Here is a 25263-nt window from a genome sequence, read left to right on the forward strand (position 1 = left end):
TTTTAACTTTACACCCCTTACCCATTTGTTATAATGGAGTAGGTTAGTGGTCTGACCAATTTTTATGTGATTTTTTTACATGTGAAAAGGAGCGATTCTTCGTGTCAAAACTAAAAGAAGAGGCCTTACATATTCATCGCGTCAACCGCGGAAAATTAGAAACCCATTCAAAAGTGCCTATTACAAATGCTCGTGACCTGAGCCTGGCCTACTCGCCTGGGGTAGCGGAGCCCTGTAAGGCCATTTATGATAACAAAGATGATGTTTATGAATATACGATGAAAGGAAATATGGTTGCCGTTGTAACAGACGGTTCTGCCGTGCTTGGACTGGGAAATATCGGCCCTGAAGCGGCATTACCTGTGATGGAAGGGAAAGCTGCACTGTTTAAAAGTTTTGCAGGAGTGGATGCATTCCCAATTTGTCTCGATACCAATCATGTTGATCAGATTGTAGAAACCGTAAAATTAATGGAGCCGACTTTTGGCGGGGTAAACCTCGAAGATATAGCCGCTCCAAATTGCTTTATAATCGAAGAACGATTGAAGAAAGAAACCAACATTCCCATCTTTCATGACGATCAGCATGGCACTGCCATTGTAACGGCAGCAGGATTAATTAATGCTTTAAAACTCGTGGGCAAAACATTCAAAGACATTAAAATCGTTGCTAATGGTGCAGGGGCAGCGGGCATTGCCATTATTAAACTTCTGTATAGTCTGGGTGTCAGAGATATTATTATGTGTGATTCAAAGGGTGCGATCTTTGAAGGAAGAAGTTATGGCATGAACCGTGTAAAAGATCAAATCGCTCAAACCACAAACCAGGACCGCCTTGAAGGATCACTGGAAGAAGTCATCCAGGGAGCAGATGTGTTTATTGGGGTATCTGTCGGTGGATTATTAACTCAAAAAATGGTTAAAAGTATGAATAAAGATCCGATTATTTTTGCCATGGCCAATCCAGATCCAGAAATCATGCCGGAAGATGCAAAGACAGCAGGTGCGAAAGTAATTGGTACAGGAAGATCAGACTTCCCGAACCAGGTAAATAATGTCCTGGCTTTTCCTGGAATTTTCAGGGGAGCTCTCGACGTAAGAGCGACAAGGATCAATGAAAAAATGAAAATTGCTGCTGCCAATGCCATTGCTGAGTTAGTAACAGACGAGGAATTAAACCCTGATTATGTCATTCCAGCTCCGTTTGATCCAAGAGTGGCGCCGGCAGTAGCGGCAAGCGTAGCAAAAACGGCGATGGAGACAGGTGTTGCACGCCGTTCTGTTGATCCCGAATATATTGCTGAAAAAACTAGAAAACTGTCGTTCATTAAGGGCAAATAATCAGTTTATCTCATTCACCGGTTTCATTTTTTGTTATTTCAGCCCCTGTTTCAACAGGGAGGAAGGGTGAACCTTTTGTGGGTGAACATCCAAAAGTGAAGGTCTACCAGGAAGTTTTACAAAAAATTCGGACATATATTGATGAATACAATCTGACTCCCGGAGATAAACTTCCTTCAGAACGGGAACTTGCCGAGCAGCTAAATGCCGGAAGATCTTCGGTGAGGGAAGCGTTAAGAGCCATAGAGTTGCTCGGTTTAATTGAGACACGCCAGGGGGAAGGAACGTTTTTGCGGTCTTATCGCCCTTATCATGCTGTGGAAATTTTATCCACCTTTATTCTAAGTGATTCAAGAACCAGAGAGGAACTCTTTCAGGTGAAGCAACTCCTCGAAAAGGAAGGAATCCGTCTGGCACTTGACCGTCTGACTCCGAATGATATAGATGAGTTAAAAGAAATGTATAAGACGTATAAAAATGGCCGAGAGCTTCATTTCCAATTTTTTTTGCGCATCTTTTCAAAGGCAGAAAATCGCTTGTTGTTAAAAATCTGGCAACTTGTTGAAGAGTTCTCACGAACGGTTCATAAAGTTACGTACACCGGCAAGGTCTATCAAGAATTAATACATGCCCTAAATCAAAAGCAGCATCAGCAAATCCAGCAGATTATGTTGAGATTATATGAACAATATTGAAGACAGTTTCATGACCGATTGCTGCGATGCCGAGGAACAAATCTGTTTACCCTTAAAGACCAGACGAGCGTAAATTGTCGCATGTCCCCAGACAGGTCTTGACAGGTTTTGCATCCATATTCCGGTATAGTTAGAAAGCGGGTTTCCGGACAAAAGGAGGAATCAACTTGCTTAAAGATATTTTTAGCAAGAAAAAAAAGTACGCCACCATTCCAAATGAAGAGTCAAAACAGGAAGTACCTGAAGGTCTAATGCTTAAATGCCCTGAATGTAAAAAGATTTACTATAGAAAAGAGCTCGATAAAAATTTAAAAGTTTGCCCGAACTGTGACCATCACTACCGTATGACTGCAAAGGAACGGATTGATAGCTTAATTGATGCTGGCACCTTTGAGGAATGGGATTCCGGATTAGTGTCAGAAAATCCTCTTGAATTTCCAGAGTATCTCGATAAATTAGAAAAGGACCGGGAAAAAACGGGCATTAATGAAGCGGTTGTCACCGGAAAAGGTACCATAAATGGATTGACTACTGCGTTCGGGGTCATGGATGCCCATTTCAGAATGGGAAGTATGGGTTCGGTTGTTGGCGAAAAGATTGCCCGTGCGATTGAAAGAGCAAGGGAACAGAAACTTCCATTCATTATTTTTACTGCCTCCGGTGGAGCACGGATGCAGGAAGGGGTCTTAAGCCTGATGCAGATGACAAAAACATCAGTGGCCATTGAACGATTCCATCGGTCAGGTGGGCTATTGATTACAGTCATGACCCATCCAACCACTGGAGGAGTATCTGCCAGCTTTGCCTCTTTAGGTGATTACAACCTGGCCGAACCAGGCGCTTTAATCGGATTTGCAGGCAGGCGGATCATTGAACAAACGATTCGGGAAAAGCTGCCTGATGATTTCCAGACAGCTGAATTTCTGTTAAAGCATGGTCAACTTGATAAAGTTGTCCACCGCCATGATTTAAAGGAACTGTTAACGGATTTATTAGACATCCATCAGCCTGGAGGAGGTCAATCATGAAACATGTCCTTCCATTTGAAAAACCTGTAGTCGAATTAAAAGAAAAAATCGCCGAGTTAAAAAAGTTTACCAGCGACAGCGAAATAGATCTTAATGAGGAAATTACCAGGCTTGAAAACCGTCTGGAAAAACTGGAAGATGAAGTATATGGAAATATGCAGCCGTGGGATCGCGTTCAAATGGCAAGACATCCTGAACGCCCCACCACACTGGATTATATCCATGAATTATTTGATACGTTTATTGAATGTCACGGGGACCGTCTTTATGGAGACGATGAGGCTATTGTCGGTGGAGTGGCAAAATATAAAGGGATTCCTGTTACAGTCATCGGTCATCAGCGGGGCAAAGATACCAGGGAAAACATTCGCAGAAATTTCGGCATGCCTCACCCAGAAGGATACAGAAAAGCCCTTCGTCTGATGAAACAGGCAGAGAAATTTGGACGACCAGTGATTTGCTTTATCGATACGAAAGGAGCGTATCCCGGCAAAGCAGCAGAGGAACGAGGTCAGAGTGAAGCCATTGCCCGAAATTTAAAAGAAATGGCTGGCCTTACAGTTCCGATTGTCTGTATTGTCATTGGTGAAGGCGGAAGCGGCGGTGCCCTTGCTCTTGGAGTAGGAGACCGGATTCACATGCTGGAAAACTCCACATATTCAGTCATCTCACCGGAGGGGGCAGCAGCTCTGCTGTGGAAGGATTCCAATTTGGCCCAAAAAGCGGCAGAAACAATGAAAATTACATCCTATGACCTTAAGGAACTGGGCGTAATCGATGAAGTGATTCCTGAGGTTAAAGGAGGAGCCCATAGGGATATCGTTGCTCAAGCGAAGTATATGGATGAAGTATTAATGGACACTCTCAATGAGCTGAGATCCCTGTCAACAAAACAGTTGCTGGATTTACGCTGGGAAAAATATAAACAGATCGGTGCGTTTACTACTTTAAATAACTGACGATTACGTGCAATCTTTGTGATTGCACGATTTTTTTCAAATGGCAGAAAATCAGTTGTGCAGTTTTACGAATTCAGCAGCTGTTTCCGTCAGTCATTTTGTTCTAACTGACAAAATCTGATTGTCCTTTTTCTAAACCTGTTGTCTTCTGTCAGAATTAGATTTATCTTTGAATGGGGATACTTTTTCAATCGATAGAGGTGATGAGGGATGAAAAAAATTGCTGTTCTTACAAGCGGAGGAGATGCTCCAGGGATGAACGCTGCCATCCGTGCGGTGGTCCGTAAAGGGATTTATCATGATTTGGATGTATTCGGGATTTATTACGGTTATCAGGGATTAATCGAAGGGAAAATAGAAAAAATGGAATTGGGAAGCGTAGGAGACATCATTCAAAAAGGCGGAACCATTCTCTATACTTCCCGCAGTGAAGAGTTTAAGACTGAACAGGGTCAGATAAAAGCTATAGAACAATTAAAGAAATATGGAATTGAAGGTCTTGTTGTGATTGGCGGTGATGGATCGTTCCGGGGGGCCAGCAAGTTGACAGAAAAAGGGTTTCCATGTATAGGTGTGCCAGGTACGATCGATAATGACATCCCGGGAACGGATTTTACAATCGGCTTTGATACGGCATTAAATACAGTTATTCAGGCAGTCGATAAAATTCGAGATACCGCTACATCCCATGAACGTACATATATCATTGAAGTCATGGGAAGAAATGCGGGGGATCTGGCACTCTGGGCCGGGCTGGCTGCAGGGGCAGAGAGTATTATCATTCCGGAAAAAAATGAACCTGTTGAATCGGTAGTTGACCGGATTAAACGGGGACATGAACGGGGCAAGCGCCACAGCATTATCCTTGTGGCAGAAGGAGTAGGAAGCGGCATGGAATTCGGTGAAAAGATTAAAGAATTAACCAGCTTTGAAACGAGGGTGACGGTTCTCGGACATACCCAGAGGGGGGGATCACCAACAGCCAATGACCGAGTTCTGGCCAGCCGTTTAGGTGCAAAAGCAGTTGATTTATTATTGGAAGGAAAAGCAGGGCGAATGGTAGGAATCCAGAACAATCAATTGAAAGATCATGATATTTTAGAAGCATTAAACCAGAGCCATATCCCTGAACTGTCTATGTACCAGCTTTCGCAGGAACTTTCCATTTAGAATCGTTAGGAGGATGGATATGAAAAAAACAAAAATTGTATGTACGATCGGTCCTGCCTCCGAATCAGTAGATACACTTGTACAGTTAATAGAGGCAGGAATGAATGTCGCCAGACTAAACTTTTCCCATGGGGATCATGAAGAGCACGGGAACCGGATCAAAAATATACGCGAAGCAGCAAAGCGTACCGGTGAAAATATTGCGATCCTGCTTGATACCAAAGGGCCAGAAATTCGGACAGGCACCCTTGAGAACGGAGAAGTAGAACTCAAAGAAGGGGCAGAAGTGTACATTTCTATGGAAGAAACCGTCGGGACTTCCGAACGATTTTCGGTTTCTTACAGTGGCTTAATCAATGATGTGGAAATCGGTTCAAAAATTTTGCTTGATGATGGTTTAATTGAACTTGAGGTTATTGACATTTTAAAAGAACAAAATGAAATCAAGGTCAGCGTTCTCAATGCCGGTGTATTAAAAAATAAAAAAGGTGTCAATGTTCCCAATGTAAGTGTGGATTTACCAGGAATTACTGACAAGGATGCACAGGATATACTGTTTGGGATTGAGCAAGGCGTCGATTTTATTGCTGCTTCATTTGTCCGCCGCCCTTCAGATGTGCTTGAAATACGTAAACTTCTGGAGAAACACCAGGCTGAACATATTAAAATCATACCTAAGATTGAGAACCGTGAAGGGGTAGAAAATATTGAGGATATTTTAAAAGTCAGTGATGGAATTATGGTAGCCAGGGGAGATCTGGGTGTGGAAATTCCTGCTGAAGAGGTTCCGATTGTGCAAAAAAATCTGATCAAAAAATGTAACAAAGCAGGAAAACCGGTTATTACGGCTACTCAAATGCTTGATTCCATGCAGCGTAATCCGAGGCCAACCCGGGCTGAATCCAGTGATGTGGCCAACGCCATTTTCGACGGTACTGATGCCATTATGCTATCTGGAGAAACAGCTGCTGGATTATATCCGGTGGAATCGGTTAAAACGATGTTTAAAATAGCGGTACATGTTGAAAAGGTGATGGACTATCAGACGGGTCATTTCGTGAACATGACGAATCAACTTGGCATGACCTTTACCGATGCCATTAGCCAGTGTGTATCGTATACTGCCCGGGTGCTGGATGTGAGTGCCATCATTACTCCAACCGAAAGCGGGCACACCGCACGGATGATTTCAAAGTATCGCCCAAAAGCACCTATAGTAGCTATCACATCGAATGAATCAGTTAATCGCCAGCTCTCCCTTGTCTGGGGTGTAACCCCAGTTCCCAGCAGAAGGGCACATACTACCGATGAAATGCTTGAGATTGCGATTGATTCCGGGCTGAAAACGGGCATCTTTAAACGGGGCGACCGGGTGATTATCACAGCAGGGGTACCTGTAGGTGAGAGCGGAACAACGAACTTAATGAAGGTTCATGTAGTCGGAGACATTCTCGCAAGAGGACAGGGAATTGGCCAGCATAGCGCATTCGGAAAAGCTGTTGTAGCCAAAAATGCCGAAGAAGCCGTTACCAAAGTAAAAGAAGGAAACATCGTCATTGCGTATGGTACAGACAAAGACATGATGCCAGCTTTGAATAAAGCCGGAGGGATTGTCACAGAAGAAGGCGGATTAACTTCTCATGCTGCCGTTGTCGGACTGAGTCTTGGGATTCCGGTAATTGTCGGTGTGAAAAATGCAACCAAAATCATCAAAGATGGGGATGAAATCACCATCGACCCTTCGAAAGGCGATATTTACCAGGGACATGCAAGTGTGCTATAAAAGAGGGAGACACGATTTTCCCTCTTTTTTCATTAAAGAGATAGGTCAGCCCACTAGAAATGTCGAACGTGAAATGTGATTGTATTTTGGCGTTTAAACCATCGTTGAATCTGCTCCTCCGATGGTATAATCATATGGTATGATAAAAAAAAGAAGGTGTTTTTTGATGTTCCGTATGTTGTTCTTATTAATCGTAGTCATGTCTGCTATTGAAATCGGTGTATTTCTCTGGGTGGGACAGCTATGGGGAGTTGGCTTTGTTGTATTTGGAATCATTCTTACTGGAATAGCAGGAGCGTGGCTTGCGAAGAAACAGGGGCTGGAAACGGTGGAAAGGGCAAGGGAGCAACTCTCATACGGCCGGATTCCAGCTGGAGAGATTGTTGATGGAATATGTATTTTAATAGGGGCGGTTCTGTTAATGACACCTGGATTTGTTACAGATATCATTGGATTTTTGCTCCTATTCCCCGTTTCTCGCATTCCATTTAAAAACGTTTTGAAGCAGTGGATTAAGTCCATGATTAACCGGGGCAATATCACCATATTCAGACGCTGAAAAATCCTTCTTGCATCGGGTAGGGAGTGCCGATGAAGAAGGATTTTTTGTGTAAAGAAACGATTTTGACTATGGCCGGGAATTTGATTGACGATTTTCCCTAAGCCTGCCGTTCGGGTCCTCGAATAAAATCCCAGATTTCTTTTAGGACACCTGTCTGATGGAGCGTATTAATCACAACAAGTGTGACAGGTCCGATGATTAATCCTAAAAAGCCGAACAGCTGAAACCCAACAAATAATGCGACGAGAGTAGCCAGTGGATCAAGTCCTATATTGGTAGACAAAACTTTTGGTTCCATCAGCTGTCTCTGGACAATGACTATGATATACAGAACAGAGATGGCGATGGTTAAGAAATAGTTTTTTGTAAAGAACAAATACAGAATCCAGGGGACAAAAATCAGTCCCGTACCCAGGTATGGCATAAGATCCACAATCCCGGTAATAAGAGCAATTGTGATGGCGTAGTCTACTCTCAGAATCAGCAGACCGATCAAAACAATTACAGCTGTAATGGAAATCAGCGTGAGCTGTGCTTTCAAAAATCCAATCAGTGCCTTTTGAAGGCCCCGGTAGACATTGCCCCCTGAAGTTAATACACGTTCCGGAAGCAATTTGCGGACGCGATCACCGAGCTTGTACCAGTCTTTGCTGATGAAAAATGTACCCAATAAAGAAAAGATCAGCACGGTGGCCAGGTTTGGTAGGGCACGCAGCTGAGCTGGGATCCAGGTCAGAATATCAGTCAGGATCTGTCTTCCTGTATCTGCAATGCTTGATCCCACATCTCTGATCTGGTTCAGTATTTCTTCTTTTTGAGCAGGATCAAGGGTGTCCAGCATAGCACTCAGCCGCTCATAAACAGGAATAACCTGAGCTACAATTAAATTTTGAAAATATTCCACGAGGTCTTCAAAATATCTGGGGACTACATCTGCCAGGTAGGTCATTCCGTTTATAATCTCGACTATTAAAATCGTAATCAGCCCGCCTAGCAGGGCCAGAATGATCAGAATAACGAGAAAGACGGCAAAACCTCTGGGCATTTTCAGCTTTTTTTCTAATACATTTACGACCGGATTGATCAGAAAGGCTATGAATAGCGCAAAAATAAATGGGTATGTATATTTAGCCAGCAAAAAGACAATCACTGAGAGACCGAGTACACCTCCCAGCACAATTAGGAGACGTAAAAAACGATAAAGGTAAATGGCAGGCAAATGAATACCTCCTCTCTAGTTTACAGAGAATATTTTAACATACTTTTACAATTAATAAGAGAAATGTTGCTATTTTTATATAAACGACGATCAGGTAAAAATGTTTCATTTATTGATCAAGAAATCCTGTCAATGTTTAAACATTTTCTCAAAAGGATTGCATGGGCAAAACATGAATGTTTGATGATCTGTATACATGTTGTTGAAGAACCTGACCAAACAAATAAAAAATTTCACATTCCATTAAAATTTGTTTATAATTGTCTGTGGGACATATCATGCAGAGTTTTTTTAGTTATTTAAAGCGTTTTCTTATTAAATGGTGCTAGTGGAAAAATTTTTTGGAAAAGGAGAGAGTGTTATGGCAGTTACCAGAGGACTCGAAGGAGTAGTTGCAACTGAATCATCCATTAGTTCAATAATTGATGACCAGCTGACATACGTTGGTTATTCTATCGATGATTTAGCTGAAAATTCCAGTTTTGAAGAAGTGATTTTCCTTCTATGGAATAAAAGGCTGCCTAAAAAAGATGAATTAGATGCCCTGAAAAAAGAACTGGCTGAAAATATGCAAATCCCACAGGAAGTGATTGATCATTTTAAGTCATATGATGTGAAAAAAGTACACCCTATGGCAGCTCTCCGCACAGCTGTATCCATGCTTGCCCTCTATGACGACGAAGCGGATGAAATGAATGAGGAGGCAAACAGGAGAAAAGCCCTTCGTCTTCAGGCAAAAATGCCTGCAATCGTTACCGCTTTCGCCCGCATCCGCAATGGTGAAGAGCCCGTAGCTCCGAGAAAAGACCTGGGCTTTGCTGAAAACTTCCTATACATGTTAAAAGGGAAAGAACCTGAAAATATTGAAATTGAAGCATTTAATAAAGCTCTCGTTCTTCATGCGGATCATGAACTGAATGCATCCACCTTTACATCTCGTGTATGTGTAGCCACACTTTCTGATGTTTATTCCGGAATCACCGCTGCCATTGGAGCCTTGAAAGGGCCGCTTCATGGGGGAGCCAATGAGCGTGTGATGAAAATGCTGACTGAAATCGGTGAAGTAGATCGTGCCATTGATTACATTAAAGATAAATTAGCCAGGAAAGAAAAAATAATGGGAATGGGTCACCGTGTTTACCGCAAAGGAGACCCGCGTGCCAAACATTTGAAGAAAATGTCCGAACAGTTGACAAAACTTGCCGGAGAACCAAAATGGTACGAAATGTCCGTTAAAATCGAAGAGTTCATGAAAGAAGAAAAGGGTCTACCGGCTAATGTTGACTTCTATTCCGCTTCTGTCTATCACAGTCTGGGCATTGACCATGATCTGTTCACGCCTATTTTCGCTGTAAGCCGTGTTTCCGGATGGCTGGCACATATTCTTGAGCAATACGAAAATAACCGATTGATTCGTCCTCGTGCTGAATATGTAGGACCAAAAAATCAAACATACGTTCCAATCGACGAGCGTTAATCTATTCTATGAAGCCGGAAAATCCGGCTTCTATCATGTGTAAAATGATGTGTTCTATTTTTTGAACACCTTTTCGATTCGAAGCAGCGTTTTTATCTCTCACCCCTTGCACAGGAGAAAGACTTTGGCTTACACTTGCTTTGGGTGTTTGATAAAAATTTTTAAAAATAGTTATCATAAAACTGAATGATTGCTAACATTAGGAGGGGTTAGTATGTCACAAGGTGAAAAAATTGTTGTGGAAAATGGAAAAATGAATGTACCTGATCATCCGATTATTCCTTTTATTGAAGGGGATGGAACCGGACCGGATATCTGGGCGGCAGCATCCCGGGTGCTTGAAGCAGCAGTTGAAAAGGCATATGAGGGTAAGAAAAAAATTGTCTGGAAAGAAGTATATGCCGGGGAAAAGGCATATAATAAAACTGGTGAATGGCTTCCGGAAGAAACGTTAGAGACGATCCGTGAATACAAGATTGCCATTAAAGGACCTCTGACCACACCAGTCGGCGGCGGTATCCGTTCTTTAAACGTAGCCCTTCGTCAGGAACTGGATCTGTTTACATGTCTTCGTCCTGTACGCTATTTTGAAGGAGTGCCATCTCCTGTAAAACGACCAGAAGATACAGATATGGTGATCTTCCGTGAGAATACGGAGGATATTTATGCAGGTATTGAATGGCAAAAAGGCTCTGACGAAGTGAAAAAGGTGATTGATTTCCTTCAAAATGAAATGGGAGTACATAAAATCCGCTTCCCTGAAACTTCTGGAATCGGCATTAAGCCTGTTTCTGAAGAAGGAACCAAGCGGTTGGTAAGAGCGGCTATTCAGTATGCTCTGAACGAAGGCCGAAAGAGTGTAACCCTTGTACACAAAGGAAATATCATGAAGTTTACGGAAGGTGCCTTCAAAAATTGGGGTTATGAAGTGGCAGAAGAAGAATTCGGTGATCAGGTGTTCACCTGGGCTGAATATGACCGCATTGCTGAGAAAGAAGGTCGTGACGCTGCAAACAAAGCTCAGGAAGCTGCTGAAAAAGAGGGAAAAATCATTATCAAGGATGCCATTGCGGATATTTTCTTACAGCAAATCTTGACCCGTCCAAAAGAATTTGATGTGGTAGCAACTATGAACCTGAATGGAGACTATATTTCTGATGCCCTTGCTGCACAGGTTGGCGGAATCGGAATTGCTCCTGGTGCCAATATTAACTTTGAAACAGGACATGCAATCTTTGAAGCTACACACGGAACAGCTCCAAAATATGCTGGTCTGGACAAAGTTAATCCATCATCTGTTATTCTTTCCGGCGTGTTAATGCTCGAACACCTTGGCTGGAGAGAAGCAGCAGATCTGATTATCAAAGCGATGGAAAAAACCATTGCCAGCAAAGTGGTTACTTATGACTTTGCCCGCCTGATGGATAATGCAACCGAAGTGAAGACTTCTGAGTTTGGCGATGCCTTAATTAAAAATATGGACTAAGCCAGTCAATTAAGGAGGGTCTTTCAAATGGGCATTAAAAGAAAGAAGATTTCTGTTATTGGTGCTGGTTTTACCGGTGCTACTACTGCGCTGATGATGGCTCAAAAAGAGCTTGGAGACATTGTTCTGGTGGATATTCCCGATATGGAAAATCCAACAAAAGGGAAAGCCCTTGACATGCTGGAAGCCAGTCCTGTACAGGGGTTTGATGCCAATATTATTGGAACGTCCAATTATGAAGACACGAAGGACTCTGATCTTGTGATCATCACTGCGGGAATTGCTCGCAAGCCGGGAATGAGCCGTGACGATCTAGTCAATACCAATGCCAAAATCATGAAGAGCGTCACTCGGGAAATTGTAAAATACTCCCCGGAATGCTACATGATCGTACTAACCAATCCGGTTGATGCTATGACATATACCGTATTTAAAGAATCTGGATTCCCGAAAAACCGTGTCATCGGTCAGTCAGGCATCCTGGATACAGCACGATTCCGTACATTTGTTGCCCGGGAACTCAATCTATCCGTTAAAGATATTACCGGTTTTGTTCTAGGAGGGCATGGTGATGACATGGTGCCGCTGATCCGGTATTCATATGCTGGCGGTGTTCCGTTAGAAAAATTAATTCCAAAAGACCGTCTGGATGCAATTGTTGAACGGACCAGAAAAGGCGGCGGAGAAATCGTAAACCTTCTTGGAAACGGAAGTGCATATTATGCACCAGCAGCATCGTTAACAGAAATGGCAGAAGCCATCTTGAAAGACCAGCGACGTATTCTTCCAGCTATTGCTTATCTGGAAGATGAGTATGGCTATCACGACCTTTACCTTGGCGTTCCGACCATTTTAGGCGGGAATGGGATTGAACAAATTATTGAACTGGATCTCACTGATGAGGAAAAAGCAGCACTAGATCAATCCGCTAATTCAGTAAAAAAAGTAATGGACGTCTTAAAATGATAAGTGTCAGGATTCGGGGAACTTTACCCGGATCCTTTTTTTATTTTCCAGAAATGCCATCGAGCCTCCTTCCTTATCATCCTTGAATGCAGGTTGCCCATGTTAACCGGGAAAACGGCTCGATGATCTAAAAATGCTATTTTTTCTTCCGTTGAAGTGGCAGCAGATATTAAAAAGCTCATCTTCCTGCCATCACCTGTATTATAAAGAAATAACGCCCCTGTTTTTGTAAATATGGTGTAAAGATTGTAACAATCTACTTTTTATTCCGTTTCTTTCATTGTATGATGAAGGTACTAAAGTAGAGAGGTGTTTATATTGAAGCCGCGTATTCTCATTGTGGATGATGAAGAATCCATTGTTACTCTTCTCAATTATCATATTGAACAGGCTGGATATGATACAGCTGCAGCATATGATGGCGAAACCGCATTGCAACTGCTTGACGAGGAATCATTTGATCTCGTCGTTTTGGATTTGATGCTGCCTAAAGTAGACGGGATCGAAGTATGCAATCAAATGAAACAAAAGAAAATCGATACGGCGATATTGATGTTAACTGCCAGAGACGAAGAGTTTGATAAAGTGCTTGGACTTGAGCTGGGTGCAGATGATTATCTGACGAAACCATTCAGTCCAAGAGAAGTCTTAGCAAGGATAAAAGCGATTTTGCGAAGGACGGCCAAAAAAGCAAATGATGAAAATGAAAATGCCGGCCTAATTAAAATCGGGAACCTTGAAATATACCCGGATCAATATGAGGCTTATTTTCAGGGAGAAGAACTGGAATTTACCCCGAAGGAATTTGAGCTTCTTTTGTATCTCGCCCGTCATAAAGGAAAAGTTCTCTCAAGAGATCAATTGTTAAGTGCCGTATGGAATTATGATTTTGTCGGAGATACTCGAATCGTTGATGTCCATATCAGTCATCTTCGGGAAAAAATAGAACCTGATACAAAAAAACCGATCTATATTAAAACGATTCGGGGGTTAGGGTATAAAATGGAGGAACCGAAGTGACATGAATAAATCAACCATTCGTCCCATTCTCATCTTTAGCAGTGTCATTGTGTTGATTATGACTATCATCGGGTTAATTCTGGGACAGCTGATTGAGCAATTCATGACTGAAACCATCAAAGCGCGTATGGACCGGGAAGGTTCCTATGTTGTATCGACAATTGAATCCATGAATCCTGACGCCCCTGGATTTAAACATACGATTGTCCAAATAAGTAAAGCGTTAGAGATTGGGATTATCTTGCATGAAAATGATGACGGAAAAATACTTGATACGACCGATCAATTATTTTATTTACCTGAACAGGTTGACCGTTCTATAAAGGAACTGATGGATCTTGAAATAGGCCGAGAGACTGTTTTTTTGGATGATTTTTATTTATCAGCTCAGTCATTTGAGACCAGTCAATGGAGTGGCACGGTTATTCTCATCCTTTCCTCAGCACAGCTAACACAGGTGATTCACACGGTCTGGATCATATTTGCTGCATTCATCGCTGCACTTTCCCTGTTTATTTTGATTTTCGGGTACAATATGTATGAAAAATATGTCAAGCCGGTCAAAGCTGCGACAGATACTGCTCTCCAACTGGCTAATGGAAACTACAATGCCAGAATTTATGAAGGTCACTTCGGTGATGCAGGTCAGTTAAGCCATGCTATCAACCTTCTTGCACGAAATCTGCAAGAAATGACTCTGCATTCAAAAATTCAAAGTAATCGCCTGCAGGCGGTTGTGGACAGTATGGGGAGCGCCCTGATGCTTATAGATGAGAAAGGGTATATCAATCTGGTGAATAAAGCCTTTCTTGAATCCTTTTCCGGGAAGTATTCTGACTATATTGGTTATTTATATTATGACGCATTTCCCCGTGAGGAGATTCATAATCTGGTTAGGGACGTTTTTATGACTGAAGATCATGTGCAGCAGACGATTGTTGTCTCAAGTGGAATTGAGAGGCGTTTCTTTGCAGTGTTCGGAGCACCGATTTTCAATGAACGGAAAGACTGGAAGGGAACGGTACTGGTTTTCCATGATATTACTGAAATAAAACGACTAGAAGAAATCAGAAAAGATTTTGTGGCAAATGTGTCCCATGAACTCAAAACTCCTATTACTTCCATCAAGGGGTTTTCAGAAACCCTGCTAGAGGGGGCAAAAGATGACCCTGAGCTGCTGGACGAATTTCTTACGATCATCTATAAAGAAAGCAGGAGGATGCAGCTGTTAATTAAGGACTTACTGGAACTTTCAAAACTGGAAAGAGAAGATGTTGAACTCCATATTGAAACAGTATCATTAAAAGAGATGGTCAGCGATGTGCTTACACTGGTTGATTATCATGCAGCAGACAAAAATATAACCATTACCAGCGATATTTACGAAGACATAAGATTTGAATGTGATGCTTCTCGAATAAAACAGGTATTGCTGAATCTGGTTACCAATGCCATTTCCTATACTCCTGGCGGGGGTAAAGTCATCATCGGCACAAAGGATGAAATTGATGAATTTACATTGATCATCAAAGATACAGGCATAGGTATTCCCGAGGAAGATTTGCCGAGAATTTTCGAACGTTTTTATCGAGTTGATAAGGCGCGGAGCAGAAATTCAGGGGGAACCGGTCTCGGACTGGCCATTGTTAAGCATATTGTGGAGGCCCATCATGGTAAAATAGATGTCAGGTCTGAAATAAATAAAGGAACCACTTTTTATATTACATTAAAGAAAAAATTTACTAAATATTAACACAGTCTTAACTCAACATTGAATGAATGGTGATAAGATGGAATCAAACCCTTTCATCCAAGGTTTTTGTGTGACGGAGGCCATTAGCTGCCTCCGTTTTTTTGTTAAAGAAGTTATGAATCGAAAAATTCCTTTCCATGAAACGGATCCATGGGTTATTACGTAATCATACTGTAATAAACAAATAAGGGGGTAAACATGTGAGTAAAAAACAAATCTATATCTGGTCCGGTACGATTGCAATTATTGTTGTCCTAGGTTTTGTTCTGATGACCAGCTGGTATACCGTTGATGAATCAGAACAGGCTGTCGTACTTACATTTGGAGAAGCAGAAACTACTGTCGTCGACCCTGGTTTGCATTTCAAGCTGCCATGGCCGATTCAGGAAGTCGAAAAATTATCACAGGAAACTTTTAGTCTGGATTTTGGCTATAATCCCGATGATGAGAAAGATGATACGATTCAAATGATAACAGGAGATGAAAATATTGTTCTGGCTGATCTGGTAGTTCAGTGGAAAATTACAGAACCGATAAAATATTTATATCACTCGGAAGATCCAAGACACACGCTTTACAATGCAACATCTGCATCACTTCGGGGAATTATTGGTACTTCCACCATAGATGAAGCATTAACTTCTGGTAAATCGGTGATCGAAAATGATGTTCAAACACAACTTACCAGTCTGATCCAGAAGTATGATATAGGCATATCAATTATCGATGTGAAATTGCAGGAAGTTGATTTGCCGAACGAAGAGGTCAGGAAGGCCTTCACTAAAGTGACAGATGCCCGTGAAACGATGAATACCAAAATCAATGAAGCCCGCAAATACGAAAACCAGAAAATGGAAGAGGCCTATGGCGAACGTGATGCCATCATATCAAGAGCAGAAGGAGATAAGGTCGCCCGCATTGAACAGGCTCGGGGAGATGTGGCAACCTTCAATGCACTATATGCAGAATATGTCAACTCGCCGAATGTAACAAGAGACCGTTTAGTCATTGAAACACTTGAAAAGGTTCTTCCAGAGGCAAAAATCTATGTCATGGATGAAAATGGAAATACAATCAAATACTTGCCCCTTGGCAATGAACAAACACGTACTGTACCTCCGGTAAAAGAAGAAAGCGAAGAGAAAGAAGGGGATCAGTCATGACCGAAGAAAACATCATTGACATGGAACAAAAAAAATCCTTTAATTATAAAAGTTCTATTAAAAACGGGATATTCTTGTTTCTGATCATAGCTTTGGTTGTTCTTGTGTTAAACAGCGTATTTATTGTTCGCGAAGGGGAATACAAAGTAATTCGCCAATTTGGTGAAGTTGTTCGCATTGAAAGTGAACCCGGCCTGAAATTTAAGATACCATTCATCCAGACCCTTACGGTGATGCCTAATAAACAGCTTATTTATGATATGGATGAACAGGAAATCAATACGCTGGATAAAAAGCGGATTATTATTGATAATTATGCCGTCTGGACCATTACCAACCCGCAGGATCTAATCAACAATGCCCGTACAGTTGCCAACGCAGAAGCAAGGATGGGTGAATTTATATTTTCTGTGGTTCGTTCAGAGCTCGGACAGATGAGCTATGAAGAAATTATTAATGATGAAAAGTCTTCCCGAGGGGATTTGAACACCAGGGTAAAAGAGGCTGTAAATAAGAGCCTTGAACAAAATAAATACGGCATTCAAATCACCGATGTTCGAATTAAGCGGACAGATCTTCCAAATGACAATGAAGAATCTGTATATCAGCGAATGATCTCTGAACGGGAATCTACCGCTCAGGAGTACTTATCCAGAGGTAATGCAGAGAAAGAAAGAATTATTGCAGAAACCGACCGTCAGGTTAAAGAAATGTTGTCAAAAGCCGAAAGAGAAGCGGCAGAGATTCGGGCAGAAGGGGAGCAGGAAGCTGCCCAGATTTATAATGAAGCCTTCCAGAAAGATGAAGAGTTTTACCGTCTCTACCGCACTCTGCAATCGTATACCGATGTTGTAAATGGAGAAACAACGATTATTCTGCCACATGATTCGCCTTATACAAGAGTACTATTAGGTTACTTTGAGTAAATCAGATGCGTTTTTTCCTTCTATGAAAGAACATGATAAAATAGAAGGGAAAAACGCTTTTTTGTGGAATATAACCTGAACCGGCAGGTCGTTCAAAACATCGGATTGGTCAGCCATCTGGTGTGCTTGTAGCCGATAAGCAGGAAAGCAGGAACCGTTTGAGAACGGAATTTTGAACATGGAATGAAGGAGTGCGGTCAATGACCAAAAAATTAATTTTAATGGATGGAAATAGTATACTTTACCGGGCCTTTTTTGCCCTCCCCCTGCTCAATAACGATAAAGGGGTTTATACGAATGCCGTGTATGGCTTTTCCACTATTCTTTTGAAAATGCTTGAAGAAGAGCAGCCGACACATATGCTGGTTGCCTTTGATGCCGGGAAAACCACATTTCGCCATGAAACATATAAAGAATATAAAGGGGGCAGACAGAAGACCCCGCCCGAATTGTCCGAACAGTTTCCGATTGTAAAGGAACTTCTGAATGCCTTTGGAATTTCCCATTACGAACTGGATCAGTATGAAGCGGATGATATTATTGGTACGATGGCGGAACAGGCTAAAAAGAACGATTTTAAGGTGAAAATCATTTCCGGTGACCGGGACTTGCTGCAACTCGTTGATGACTCAGTAGAAGTGGCTGTTACAAAAAAAGGGATCTCAAATGTAGAAACGTATACGCCTTCCGATCTGAAAGAAAAAATCGGAATCCGCCATGATCAGGTCATCGATATGAAAGCGCTGATGGGAGATAGTTCAGATAATATCCCCGGTGTTCCGGGAGTAGGAGAAAAAACAGCAGTTAAATTGCTGAACCAATTCGGAACCGTTGAAGAATTGTTCGAACATCTGGATGAGGTTAGCGGCAAAAAACTCAAAGAAAACTTAATGAATCATAAAGAAGAGGCGTTCATGAGTAAAGAGCTGGTCACCATAAACCGTCACAGTCCAGTGAAAATCAACCTGGATGATCTTACATATAAAGGGTACGAGAACAGGAAAGTGCTGGAGCTTTTCAAAGATTTAGGATTTCAGTCATTGCTGGAACGGATCGAAAGCAATGAAAATGAAAAGCCGGCCGAAATATTATCAAAACTGGATTACCTCATCCCAGAAGACATCACAGAGGATATGTTTACAGGAAAAGATGCCTTTGTTCTCGAAATGCTGGATGAAAATTATCATTACGGTAAAATCCTTGGCTTTGCGGTCGTGAATGAGACCGGAAAATATTTTTTTAAACCAGAAACGGCTTTGCAGTCCGATGTATTTAAAAAGTGGGCCGAGGATGAAAGCAATGAAAAATACTTATTTGACGCCAAAAAGATCACCGTCGCCCTTAAAAATAAAGGAATTGATCTGAGAGGAATCACATTTGACCTTTTACTTGCATCGTATTTAGTCAATCCGGCAGAAAATCATCATGATATTCCTTCCATCAGCCATCGGCTGAATGAGAAGGATATATCCTATGATGAAGAAATATACGGTAAAGGTGCCAAACAAAAGGTTCCGGAATTAAAGACGCTGTCTGAACACGTCGTACGAAAAGCAGATATGCTGCTTCGAATGAAAGATCGGGTGATTGAACAATTAAAGGAAAATCAGCAATATGAACTATTCCATGAACTGGAGCTGCCCCTTGCCGGAATTCTCGGTGATATGGAACACGAAGGGGTTACCGTAGATACGAATCGGCTGGAGAAAATGGGTGAAGATTTAAAAAACCGCCTTGATCAAATCGAAAAAGAAATCCATGAACTGGCGGGAACAACTTTTAATTTAAATTCACCCAAACAACTAAGCCATATATTATTTGAAAAATTGAACCTGCCGGTCATTAAAAAAACGAAAACTGGATATTCTACATCAGCAGAGGTGCTTGAACAGCTGAAACCTTACCATGAAATCATCCCGAAAATCTTAATGTACCGGCAGCTGGGCAAGCTTTACTCCACCTACATTGAAGGATTATTGAAAGTTGTAGATCAAGCGGATCATAAAATTCATACCCGTTTTAATCAGGCCCTTACCCAGACTGGCCGTTTGAGCTCAACCGATCCGAATTTGCAGAATATCCCAATCCGACTGGAAGAGGGAAGAAAAATACGTCAGGCTTTCGTTCCATCCCATAAAGGGTGGGTCATATTTGCTGCCGACTATTCCCAGATTGAATTGAGGGTGCTGGCCCATGTGGCAGGGGATGAAAAGTTAATACAGGCTTTTCGGGACGACATGGACATTCATACAAAGACCGCTATGGATATTTTTCATGTGGATAAAGATGAAGTGGATTCAAACATGAGACGACAGGCTAAAGCTGTTAATTTTGGAATTGTCTATGGAATCAGTGACTACGGGTTGAGCCAGAACCTTGGCATTACGAGAAAAGAAGCCCAGAAGTTTATTGACCGTTATTTTGAAAGCTATCCTGGCGTAAAAAATTACATGGATGAAATTGTGCAGGAGGCGAAACAAAAAGGATATGTGACCACCATTATGAAGCGCCGCCGGTATTTGCCGGACATTACAAGTCGGAATTTCAACCGCCGCAGTTTTGCGGAGCGAACAGCGATGAATACCCCGATTCAGGGAAGTGCTGCGGATATCATCAAAATTGCGATGATTCATTTAAATAACAGACTCAGGAAAGAACAGATGAAAGCGAAAATGCTTTTACAGGTCCATGATGAACTTATTTTGGAGGCTCCTGAAGAAGAAGTGGTACAGCTTGAACAAGTCGTCCGGGAAGAAATGGAAGAGGCCGTACAGCTAAAGGTGCCTTTAAAAGTTGACACAGCTTATGGACCGACATGGTATGACGCTAAGTAAGGGAGAGAACCAGCATGCCGGAACTTCCAGAAGTGGAAACCATTAAAGAAACTTTAAAGCCCTCTGTGCTTCATAAGACGATTAAAAAGGTAACCATTTACTGGGAACGAATCATTCAGTATCCTGAGCCAGATCGGTTTTCTGCCCTTCTTCAGTCACAAGAAATTTTAGATATGAAAAGAAGGGGAAAATATCTGCTGTTTTATTTGACGGATGATGTTCTTATTTCCCATCTGCGTATGGAAGGGAAATATGGCTTATATAAGAAGGGTGATCCAATCGATTCTCACACCCACGTGATTTTTCGGTTTACTGATGATACGGAGCTGCGTTACAAGGATGTTCGTAAATTCGGTACGATGCATCTTTATCGGAAAGGGACGGAATTTCATCTTCCGCCTCTTCATCATTTAGGCCCGGAACCATTTTCTTCTTCTTTTAACGGCAATCATCTGTATGAAAGGTTTCAAAAGACAGAGAGAGTTGTGAAAAACGTGTTGTTGGATCAGAGGATTGTTGCTGGCCTGGGCAATATTTATGTCGATGAAGTACTGTATAGGTGCAGCATCCATCCAAATACAAAAGCGAGAAATCTATCTTTTGAACAGTGTGAGACATTAGCAGAAGAAACGAAGACAACTTTGCGTGAAGCAATCAATGCAGGAGGAACAACGATCCGAACCTACGTAAATACACATGGAGATATTGGGCTGTTTCAACTGAATCTCTATGTTTACGGACAGGAAGGGAAATCATGTAAACAATGCGGTGTTCCCATTGAAAAAATCAAGGTAGGGGGCAGGGGAACTCATTTTTGCCCCGGGTGTCAGGGAGACTATCAAGAGAGGGAGATGGAACAATGACCCTGGTAATTGGTCTGACCGGGAGTATTGCCACAGGAAAAAGCACGGTTGCTAAAATGTTTCTGGAACTGGGTGTTCCCGTAATTGATGCCGATCAAATTTCCCGGGAAGTGGTGGAATCCGGAGAAAGGGCATATGAGAAGATTGTAGATGTTTTTGGAAAAAGAATCTTGCGCGATGACGGCACCATAAACCGAAAAAAACTGGGGGCTATTGTATTTCAGAATGAAGAAAAAAGGAAAGTGTTAAACCGTATTGTACATCCCGAGGTAAGGAAAAAAATGCTCGAACGCCGTGATCGGTTAGTGGATGATAATAAAAAAGCAGTTGTACTGGACATTCCTCTTCTTTTCGAGAGCAAGCTCACCCACTTTGTAGAAAAAACCGTAGTAGTATATGTTAATCCAGATGTACAGCTTAAGCGGCTTATGAGCAGAGATGACATAACGGAAGAGGAAGCTTTGCATCGAATCCATGCACAGATTCCCATTGGGGAAAAAGCGGAAATGGCAGACGAAATCATCGATAATAATGGAACGATTGAGGAAACTTATCAGCAGGTCAAAAACATATTAAAAAAATGGAACATCATATGAAAGCAGTACCCAGACCCGGTCCGATAACATAGCCGGGTTATTTTTTTGCCCAAAAGAGGAGAGGTACAGTTTCCTGCTTGGTAGTTGATCGCCCAAAAGTGATGGCAGACAGCCCAAGGGACCTTGCTGATGGCCCATGAATGCTGGCAGACGACCCAAAAGGAAGAGTTGACGACCCAAGGGACCTTGCTGATGGCCCAAGAATGCTGGCAGATGACCCAAAAGGAAGAGTTGACGACCCAAGGGACCTTGCTGATGACCCAAGAATGCTGGCAGACGACCCAAAAGAAAGAGCTGACGAGCCAAGAAAGATGACTAACGGCCCAAGAAAGTTTGCTGACGGCCCAAGGAGAGAGTGCAATCGCCCAAAGGATTCAACAGAGCGAACCGAATAGAACGTAATCGCAACACACAACACAGACAGTGAATTTTTCTGGAGAAAGAGAGCTGTACCTTATGGTTCGAGAGGTGCCATCCAGGGGCATCAACGTTTTCATGCGCAGTTGCTCATCAATGAATGATGAAAATATACAAAAAACATATCCTAATAAATGCGTACTCATTTATTATATTCTTGATTTTTATATCCAAAAAAACAATCATATGTGTTATACTAATTTTGAATTTAATAAAAAAAGTGTGACACAAATATATAGGAGGAGTTTCTCATGAATAAGACACGAATCGCCATCAATGGTTTCGGAAGAATTGGACGTATGGTTTTTCGTAAAGCCATTCATGAAGATCAACTGGATATTGTGGCGATCAATGCCAGTTATCCAGCTGAAACGCTAGCTCACCTTGTGAAATATGACAGTGTTCATGGAACATTTCAGGGAGAAGTGAAAGCTTTGGAAGATGGCTTACAAATAGATGATCATTTTGTTAAACTGGTCTCAAACCGTAACCCAAAAGAATTGCCCTGGGATGACTTGAATATTGATATCGTGATTGAAGCGACGGGTAAATTCCGTACAAAGGAAGCTGCATCCGCACATATTGAAGCTGGTGCCAAAAAAGTAATCATTACCGCTCCAGGAAAAGAAGTGGATGCTACGATTGTCATGGGAGTTAACGAAGAAGCGTACAATCCGGAAGAGCATGACATCATTTCTAATGCATCCTGTACCACAAACTGTCTGGCACCAGTTGTTAAAGTGCTGGATGAGCAGTTTGGCATCGAAAACGGTCTGATGACCACAGTTCACGCTTTTACCAACGATCAGAAAAATCTCGATAATCCCCATAAGGATTTACGCCGGGCACGCAGCTGTACCCAGTCCATCATACCTACTTCGACGGGAGCTGCGAAAGCCCTGGGTCTGGTGTTGCCCCATTTAAACGGAAAATTGCACGGGATGGCATTAAGGGTACCAACACCAAACGTCTCCCTGGTGGATTTAGTGGTCGACCTTAAAACGGATGTTACAGCTGAAAGGATAAATGAGGCCTTTAAACACGAGGCAGAAAACGGTTTGAAAGGGATTCTATCCTTCAGCGATGAACCATTAGTATCTGTCGATTATACAACTTCCGAGTATTCATCCATTGTAGATGGGTTATCTTCAATGGTTATGGGAGACCGTAAAGTAAAAGTATTGGCCTGGTATGACAATGAGTGGGGATACTCCTGCCGTGTAGTCGATCTGACAAAATACGTCGGTGAACGGATGATAACCAGGGAAGCCCAGCTGTCTTCCTGAAGAATAACCAGCCATTGCAATGGGTAAAATGAAAAATAACGTCTGGGAAAAATTTTGTCTTGCAAATTTCAAACAATCGATATATACTTTTTTTGAACTTCTGAAAACAAAATATGGCTACTTAAAGGGTTAGGACCTCTCTGGACTAACTTTCCCCCGTGGTAGTTCATATCCATCAGTAAGAAGTAAATATATTGTAGAGGGGGACATTGCAATGGACACAATGGGAAGACACGTAATCGCTGAATTATGGAATTGCAATGCGGATAAATTAAACAACATGGCTCTGATTGAACAAATCTTTGTCAATGCTGCATTAAAAGCAGGTGCAGAAATTCGTGAAGTTGCTTTTCATAAATTTGCACCTCAGGGAGTAAGCGGAGTGGTGATTATTTCTGAATCCCATTTAACCATTCACAGCTTCCCTGAACACGGGTATGCGAGCATCGATGTATATACATGCGGAGACCGGATTGACCCGAATGTTGCAGCACAATATATTGTTGAAGCGCTGGAAGCTGAAACAGTCGAAAAGGTCGAAGTTCCTCGAGGAACAGGGCCAGTAAAAGTAAAGGAATTTCAGGCTATGTAAATACGAAAAATATAAAGCCGTGCCACACAAAAGTGGTACGGCTTTTTCAAATCCATCGCCACTCACTCTGACGGATTATTCATGCCTTCCATCCATACCCACAGCTTTTATTCATAAACTGGTAGATGTTTAATTGTAAATTTTGATATAATGGTAAAAGAGGTGGAATCGATGGGACTAAAATCGACATTAATCAAGCTATTTGGGAATCATGCGGAGACATCTGACACACCTCAAGACCCGGCATTAAAAACACGATATTTTAAAGTGAATAAAGACACGGCTTATGATGCCCTTTATAAATTGTTTCAAAAAAAGGGTTATGATATTGTTGCTGAATCAAAGGATCATGGTGAAATCAGTGCCAATATTAGAGGGAAACGGAAGATGTTTATCGTAGCGTCGGTTATTATGGTACAACCCTTTCGCACAGCGATTGATCTGACTGTGACAGTAGAGTCCAGTTTGCCCTTTGATTTTGGCTACCGCTATCGGCAGATTCAAAACATCTATGATGAGTTGAAACAAACCTTGCCATACATAACAGACTAATCGTCACCCTGGCTGCTCCTTGTTCAATGGTGACGGTTAGACATGGAGTTGATGTTATTGAGGTGCCCCAATTGTCAATATAAAAGTACAAAAGTGCTGGATTCAAGACCGATTGAAGAAGGCCGCGCCATAAGAAGGAGGCGTGAGTGCGAACAATGTCAGTTTCGTTTTACAACCTTTGAACGGATTGAAGAAGTTCCCCTAATTGTAGTAAAAAAGGAAGGGACAAGGGAAGAATTCAGCCGGGAAAAGCTCATGAGAGGGCTGATCAAAGCCTGTGAAAAAAGACCGGTATCGATGGATCAGATTGAACACATCGCTCTGGAAGTGGAGAAAGAGCTCAGAAACCGCGGGGTTTCAGAAATTCAGAGTAACGAAATTGGTGAAATGGTGATGGACAGGCTGGCGGAGGTCGATGAAGTGGCATATGTGCGCTTTGCATCCGTATATCGCCAGTTCAAGGATATTAATGTGTTTTTAAAAGAACTTAAGGAACTCATCAATAAATCCGAAACGGACCATTAACAGTCAGCCCCTTTGATCAGGGGTGCTTTCATTTTTTGGCGAGAACAGATG

At 42.0% G+C, this 25263-nt stretch carries 23 protein-coding genes; 21 read left to right on the forward strand and 2 right to left on the reverse strand.

The features are described from left to right. Positions 1-101: 101 nt before the first annotated feature. From ystJ to EDD68_RS05000, 7 genes are all read left to right on the forward strand, one after another. Complete coding sequence (ystJ, locus tag EDD68_RS04970; protein WP_132371147.1) at positions 102-1340, forward strand: NADP-dependent malic enzyme; 1239 nt, start codon at positions 102-104, stop codon at positions 1338-1340. A gap of 77 nt (positions 1341-1417) precedes the next feature. Next, positions 1418-2035, forward strand: a complete 618-nt coding sequence (locus tag EDD68_RS04975) for a FadR/GntR family transcriptional regulator (RefSeq protein ID WP_132371148.1) — start codon at positions 1418-1420, stop codon at positions 2033-2035. 167 nt (positions 2036-2202) lie between these two features. Further along, on the forward strand, positions 2203-3063 hold the full coding sequence (gene accD / locus EDD68_RS04980; protein WP_132371149.1) for an acetyl-CoA carboxylase, carboxyltransferase subunit beta: 861 nt from the start codon (positions 2203-2205) through the stop codon (positions 3061-3063). Further along, positions 3060-4022, forward strand: coding sequence for an acetyl-CoA carboxylase carboxyl transferase subunit alpha (gene accA / locus EDD68_RS04985; RefSeq protein WP_132371150.1), 963 nt, complete (start codon positions 3060-3062; stop codon positions 4020-4022). Before accD ends, accA begins: the two co-directional genes overlap by 4 nt. 210 nt (positions 4023-4232) lie before the next feature. Beyond that, positions 4233-5192 (forward strand): 6-phosphofructokinase, encoded by a 960-nt coding sequence (pfkA, locus tag EDD68_RS04990; protein ID WP_132371151.1) that lies wholly within the window; start codon positions 4233-4235, stop codon positions 5190-5192. Between the two features lie 19 nt (positions 5193-5211). Further along, on the forward strand, positions 5212-6975 hold the full coding sequence (gene pyk, locus EDD68_RS04995; protein WP_132371152.1) for a pyruvate kinase: 1764 nt from the start codon (positions 5212-5214) through the stop codon (positions 6973-6975). 166 nt (positions 6976-7141) lie between these two features. After that, the gene (locus EDD68_RS05000) at positions 7142-7534 is read left to right on the forward strand and encodes an FxsA family protein (protein WP_132371153.1); all 393 of its coding nucleotides are present in this window, start codon (positions 7142-7144) and stop codon (positions 7532-7534) included. A 100-nt stretch (positions 7535-7634) separates the two neighbouring features. On the opposite strand, the gene ytvI is transcribed toward EDD68_RS05000, so the two are convergent. Continuing rightward, the gene (ytvI, locus tag EDD68_RS05005) at positions 7635-8756 is read right to left on the reverse strand and encodes a sporulation integral membrane protein YtvI (RefSeq protein ID WP_132371154.1); all 1122 of its coding nucleotides are present in this window, start codon (positions 8754-8756) and stop codon (positions 7635-7637) included. A gap of 361 nt (positions 8757-9117) precedes the next feature. Between ytvI and citZ the strand changes: the two genes are divergently transcribed. The 10 genes from citZ to coaE all read left to right on the forward strand — a co-directional run bounded on the left by citZ (position 9118) and on the right by coaE (position 21840). Then, positions 9118-10233, forward strand: coding sequence for a citrate synthase (citZ, locus tag EDD68_RS05010; protein WP_132371155.1), 1116 nt, complete (start codon positions 9118-9120; stop codon positions 10231-10233). 214 nt (positions 10234-10447) lie between these two features. Beyond that, a complete protein-coding gene (icd, locus tag EDD68_RS05015) occupies positions 10448-11719 on the forward strand; it encodes an NADP-dependent isocitrate dehydrogenase (RefSeq protein WP_132371156.1) in 1272 nt (423 codons plus the stop codon). A 27-nt stretch (positions 11720-11746) separates the two neighbouring features. Continuing rightward, a complete protein-coding gene (gene mdh, locus EDD68_RS05020) occupies positions 11747-12685 on the forward strand; it encodes a malate dehydrogenase (protein WP_132371157.1) in 939 nt (312 codons plus the stop codon). A gap of 318 nt (positions 12686-13003) precedes the next feature. Continuing rightward, a complete protein-coding gene (locus tag EDD68_RS05025) occupies positions 13004-13705 on the forward strand; it encodes a response regulator transcription factor (RefSeq protein WP_132371158.1) in 702 nt (233 codons plus the stop codon). Between the two features lies 1 nt (position 13706). Next, on the forward strand, positions 13707-15458 hold the full coding sequence (pnpS, locus tag EDD68_RS05030; RefSeq protein ID WP_132371159.1) for a two-component system histidine kinase PnpS: 1752 nt from the start codon (positions 13707-13709) through the stop codon (positions 15456-15458). Positions 15459-15658: 200 nt separating this feature from the next. Further along, positions 15659-16621 (forward strand): FtsH protease activity modulator HflK, encoded by a 963-nt coding sequence (gene hflK, locus EDD68_RS05035; protein WP_243646758.1) that lies wholly within the window; start codon positions 15659-15661, stop codon positions 16619-16621. Then, positions 16618-17547 carry a protease modulator HflC gene (hflC, locus tag EDD68_RS05040; protein WP_132371160.1) on the forward strand — a complete coding sequence of 310 codons (930 nt, stop codon included), beginning with the start codon at positions 16618-16620 and terminating at the stop codon, positions 17545-17547. Before hflK ends, hflC begins: the two co-directional genes overlap by 4 nt. Before the next feature lie 200 nt (positions 17548-17747). After that, a complete protein-coding gene (gene polA / locus EDD68_RS05045; protein ID WP_132371161.1) occupies positions 17748-20381 on the forward strand; it encodes a DNA polymerase I in 2634 nt (877 codons plus the stop codon). Positions 20382-20395: 14 nt separating this feature from the next. Then, a complete protein-coding gene (gene mutM / locus EDD68_RS05050; protein ID WP_132371162.1) occupies positions 20396-21244 on the forward strand; it encodes a DNA-formamidopyrimidine glycosylase in 849 nt (282 codons plus the stop codon). Continuing rightward, complete coding sequence (gene coaE / locus EDD68_RS05055) at positions 21241-21840, forward strand: dephospho-CoA kinase (protein WP_132371163.1); 600 nt, start codon at positions 21241-21243, stop codon at positions 21838-21840. The genes mutM and coaE overlap by 4 nt, the downstream gene beginning before the upstream one ends. Before the next feature lie 37 nt (positions 21841-21877). Here coaE and EDD68_RS05060 read toward each other — a convergent pair whose 3' ends face one another. Beyond that, positions 21878-22258: a hypothetical protein gene (locus EDD68_RS05060; protein ID WP_165902065.1), complete on the reverse strand. Its 381-nt coding sequence runs from the start codon at positions 22256-22258 to the stop codon at positions 21878-21880. Positions 22259-22508: 250 nt separating this feature from the next. Between EDD68_RS05060 and EDD68_RS05065 the strand changes: the two genes are divergently transcribed. The 4 genes from EDD68_RS05065 (at position 22509) to nrdR (ending at position 25212) form a co-directional block, all read left to right on the forward strand. Further along, complete coding sequence (locus EDD68_RS05065; RefSeq protein ID WP_132371165.1) at positions 22509-23543, forward strand: glyceraldehyde-3-phosphate dehydrogenase; 1035 nt, start codon at positions 22509-22511, stop codon at positions 23541-23543. Between the two features lie 214 nt (positions 23544-23757). Further along, on the forward strand, positions 23758-24135 hold the full coding sequence (gene speD / locus EDD68_RS05070) for an adenosylmethionine decarboxylase (RefSeq protein WP_132371166.1): 378 nt from the start codon (positions 23758-23760) through the stop codon (positions 24133-24135). A gap of 171 nt (positions 24136-24306) precedes the next feature. Next, complete coding sequence (locus tag EDD68_RS05075) at positions 24307-24687, forward strand: cytosolic protein (protein ID WP_132371167.1); 381 nt, start codon at positions 24307-24309, stop codon at positions 24685-24687. Between the two features lie 57 nt (positions 24688-24744). Then, the gene (gene nrdR / locus EDD68_RS05080) at positions 24745-25212 is read left to right on the forward strand and encodes a transcriptional regulator NrdR (protein ID WP_132371280.1); all 468 of its coding nucleotides are present in this window, start codon (positions 24745-24747) and stop codon (positions 25210-25212) included. Positions 25213-25263: the final 51 nt, after the last annotated feature.

The organism is Melghiribacillus thermohalophilus (assembly GCF_004342905.1).
GTDB classification, from domain to species: Bacteria; Bacillota; Bacilli; order Bacillales; family Alkalibacillaceae; genus Melghiribacillus; species Melghiribacillus thermohalophilus.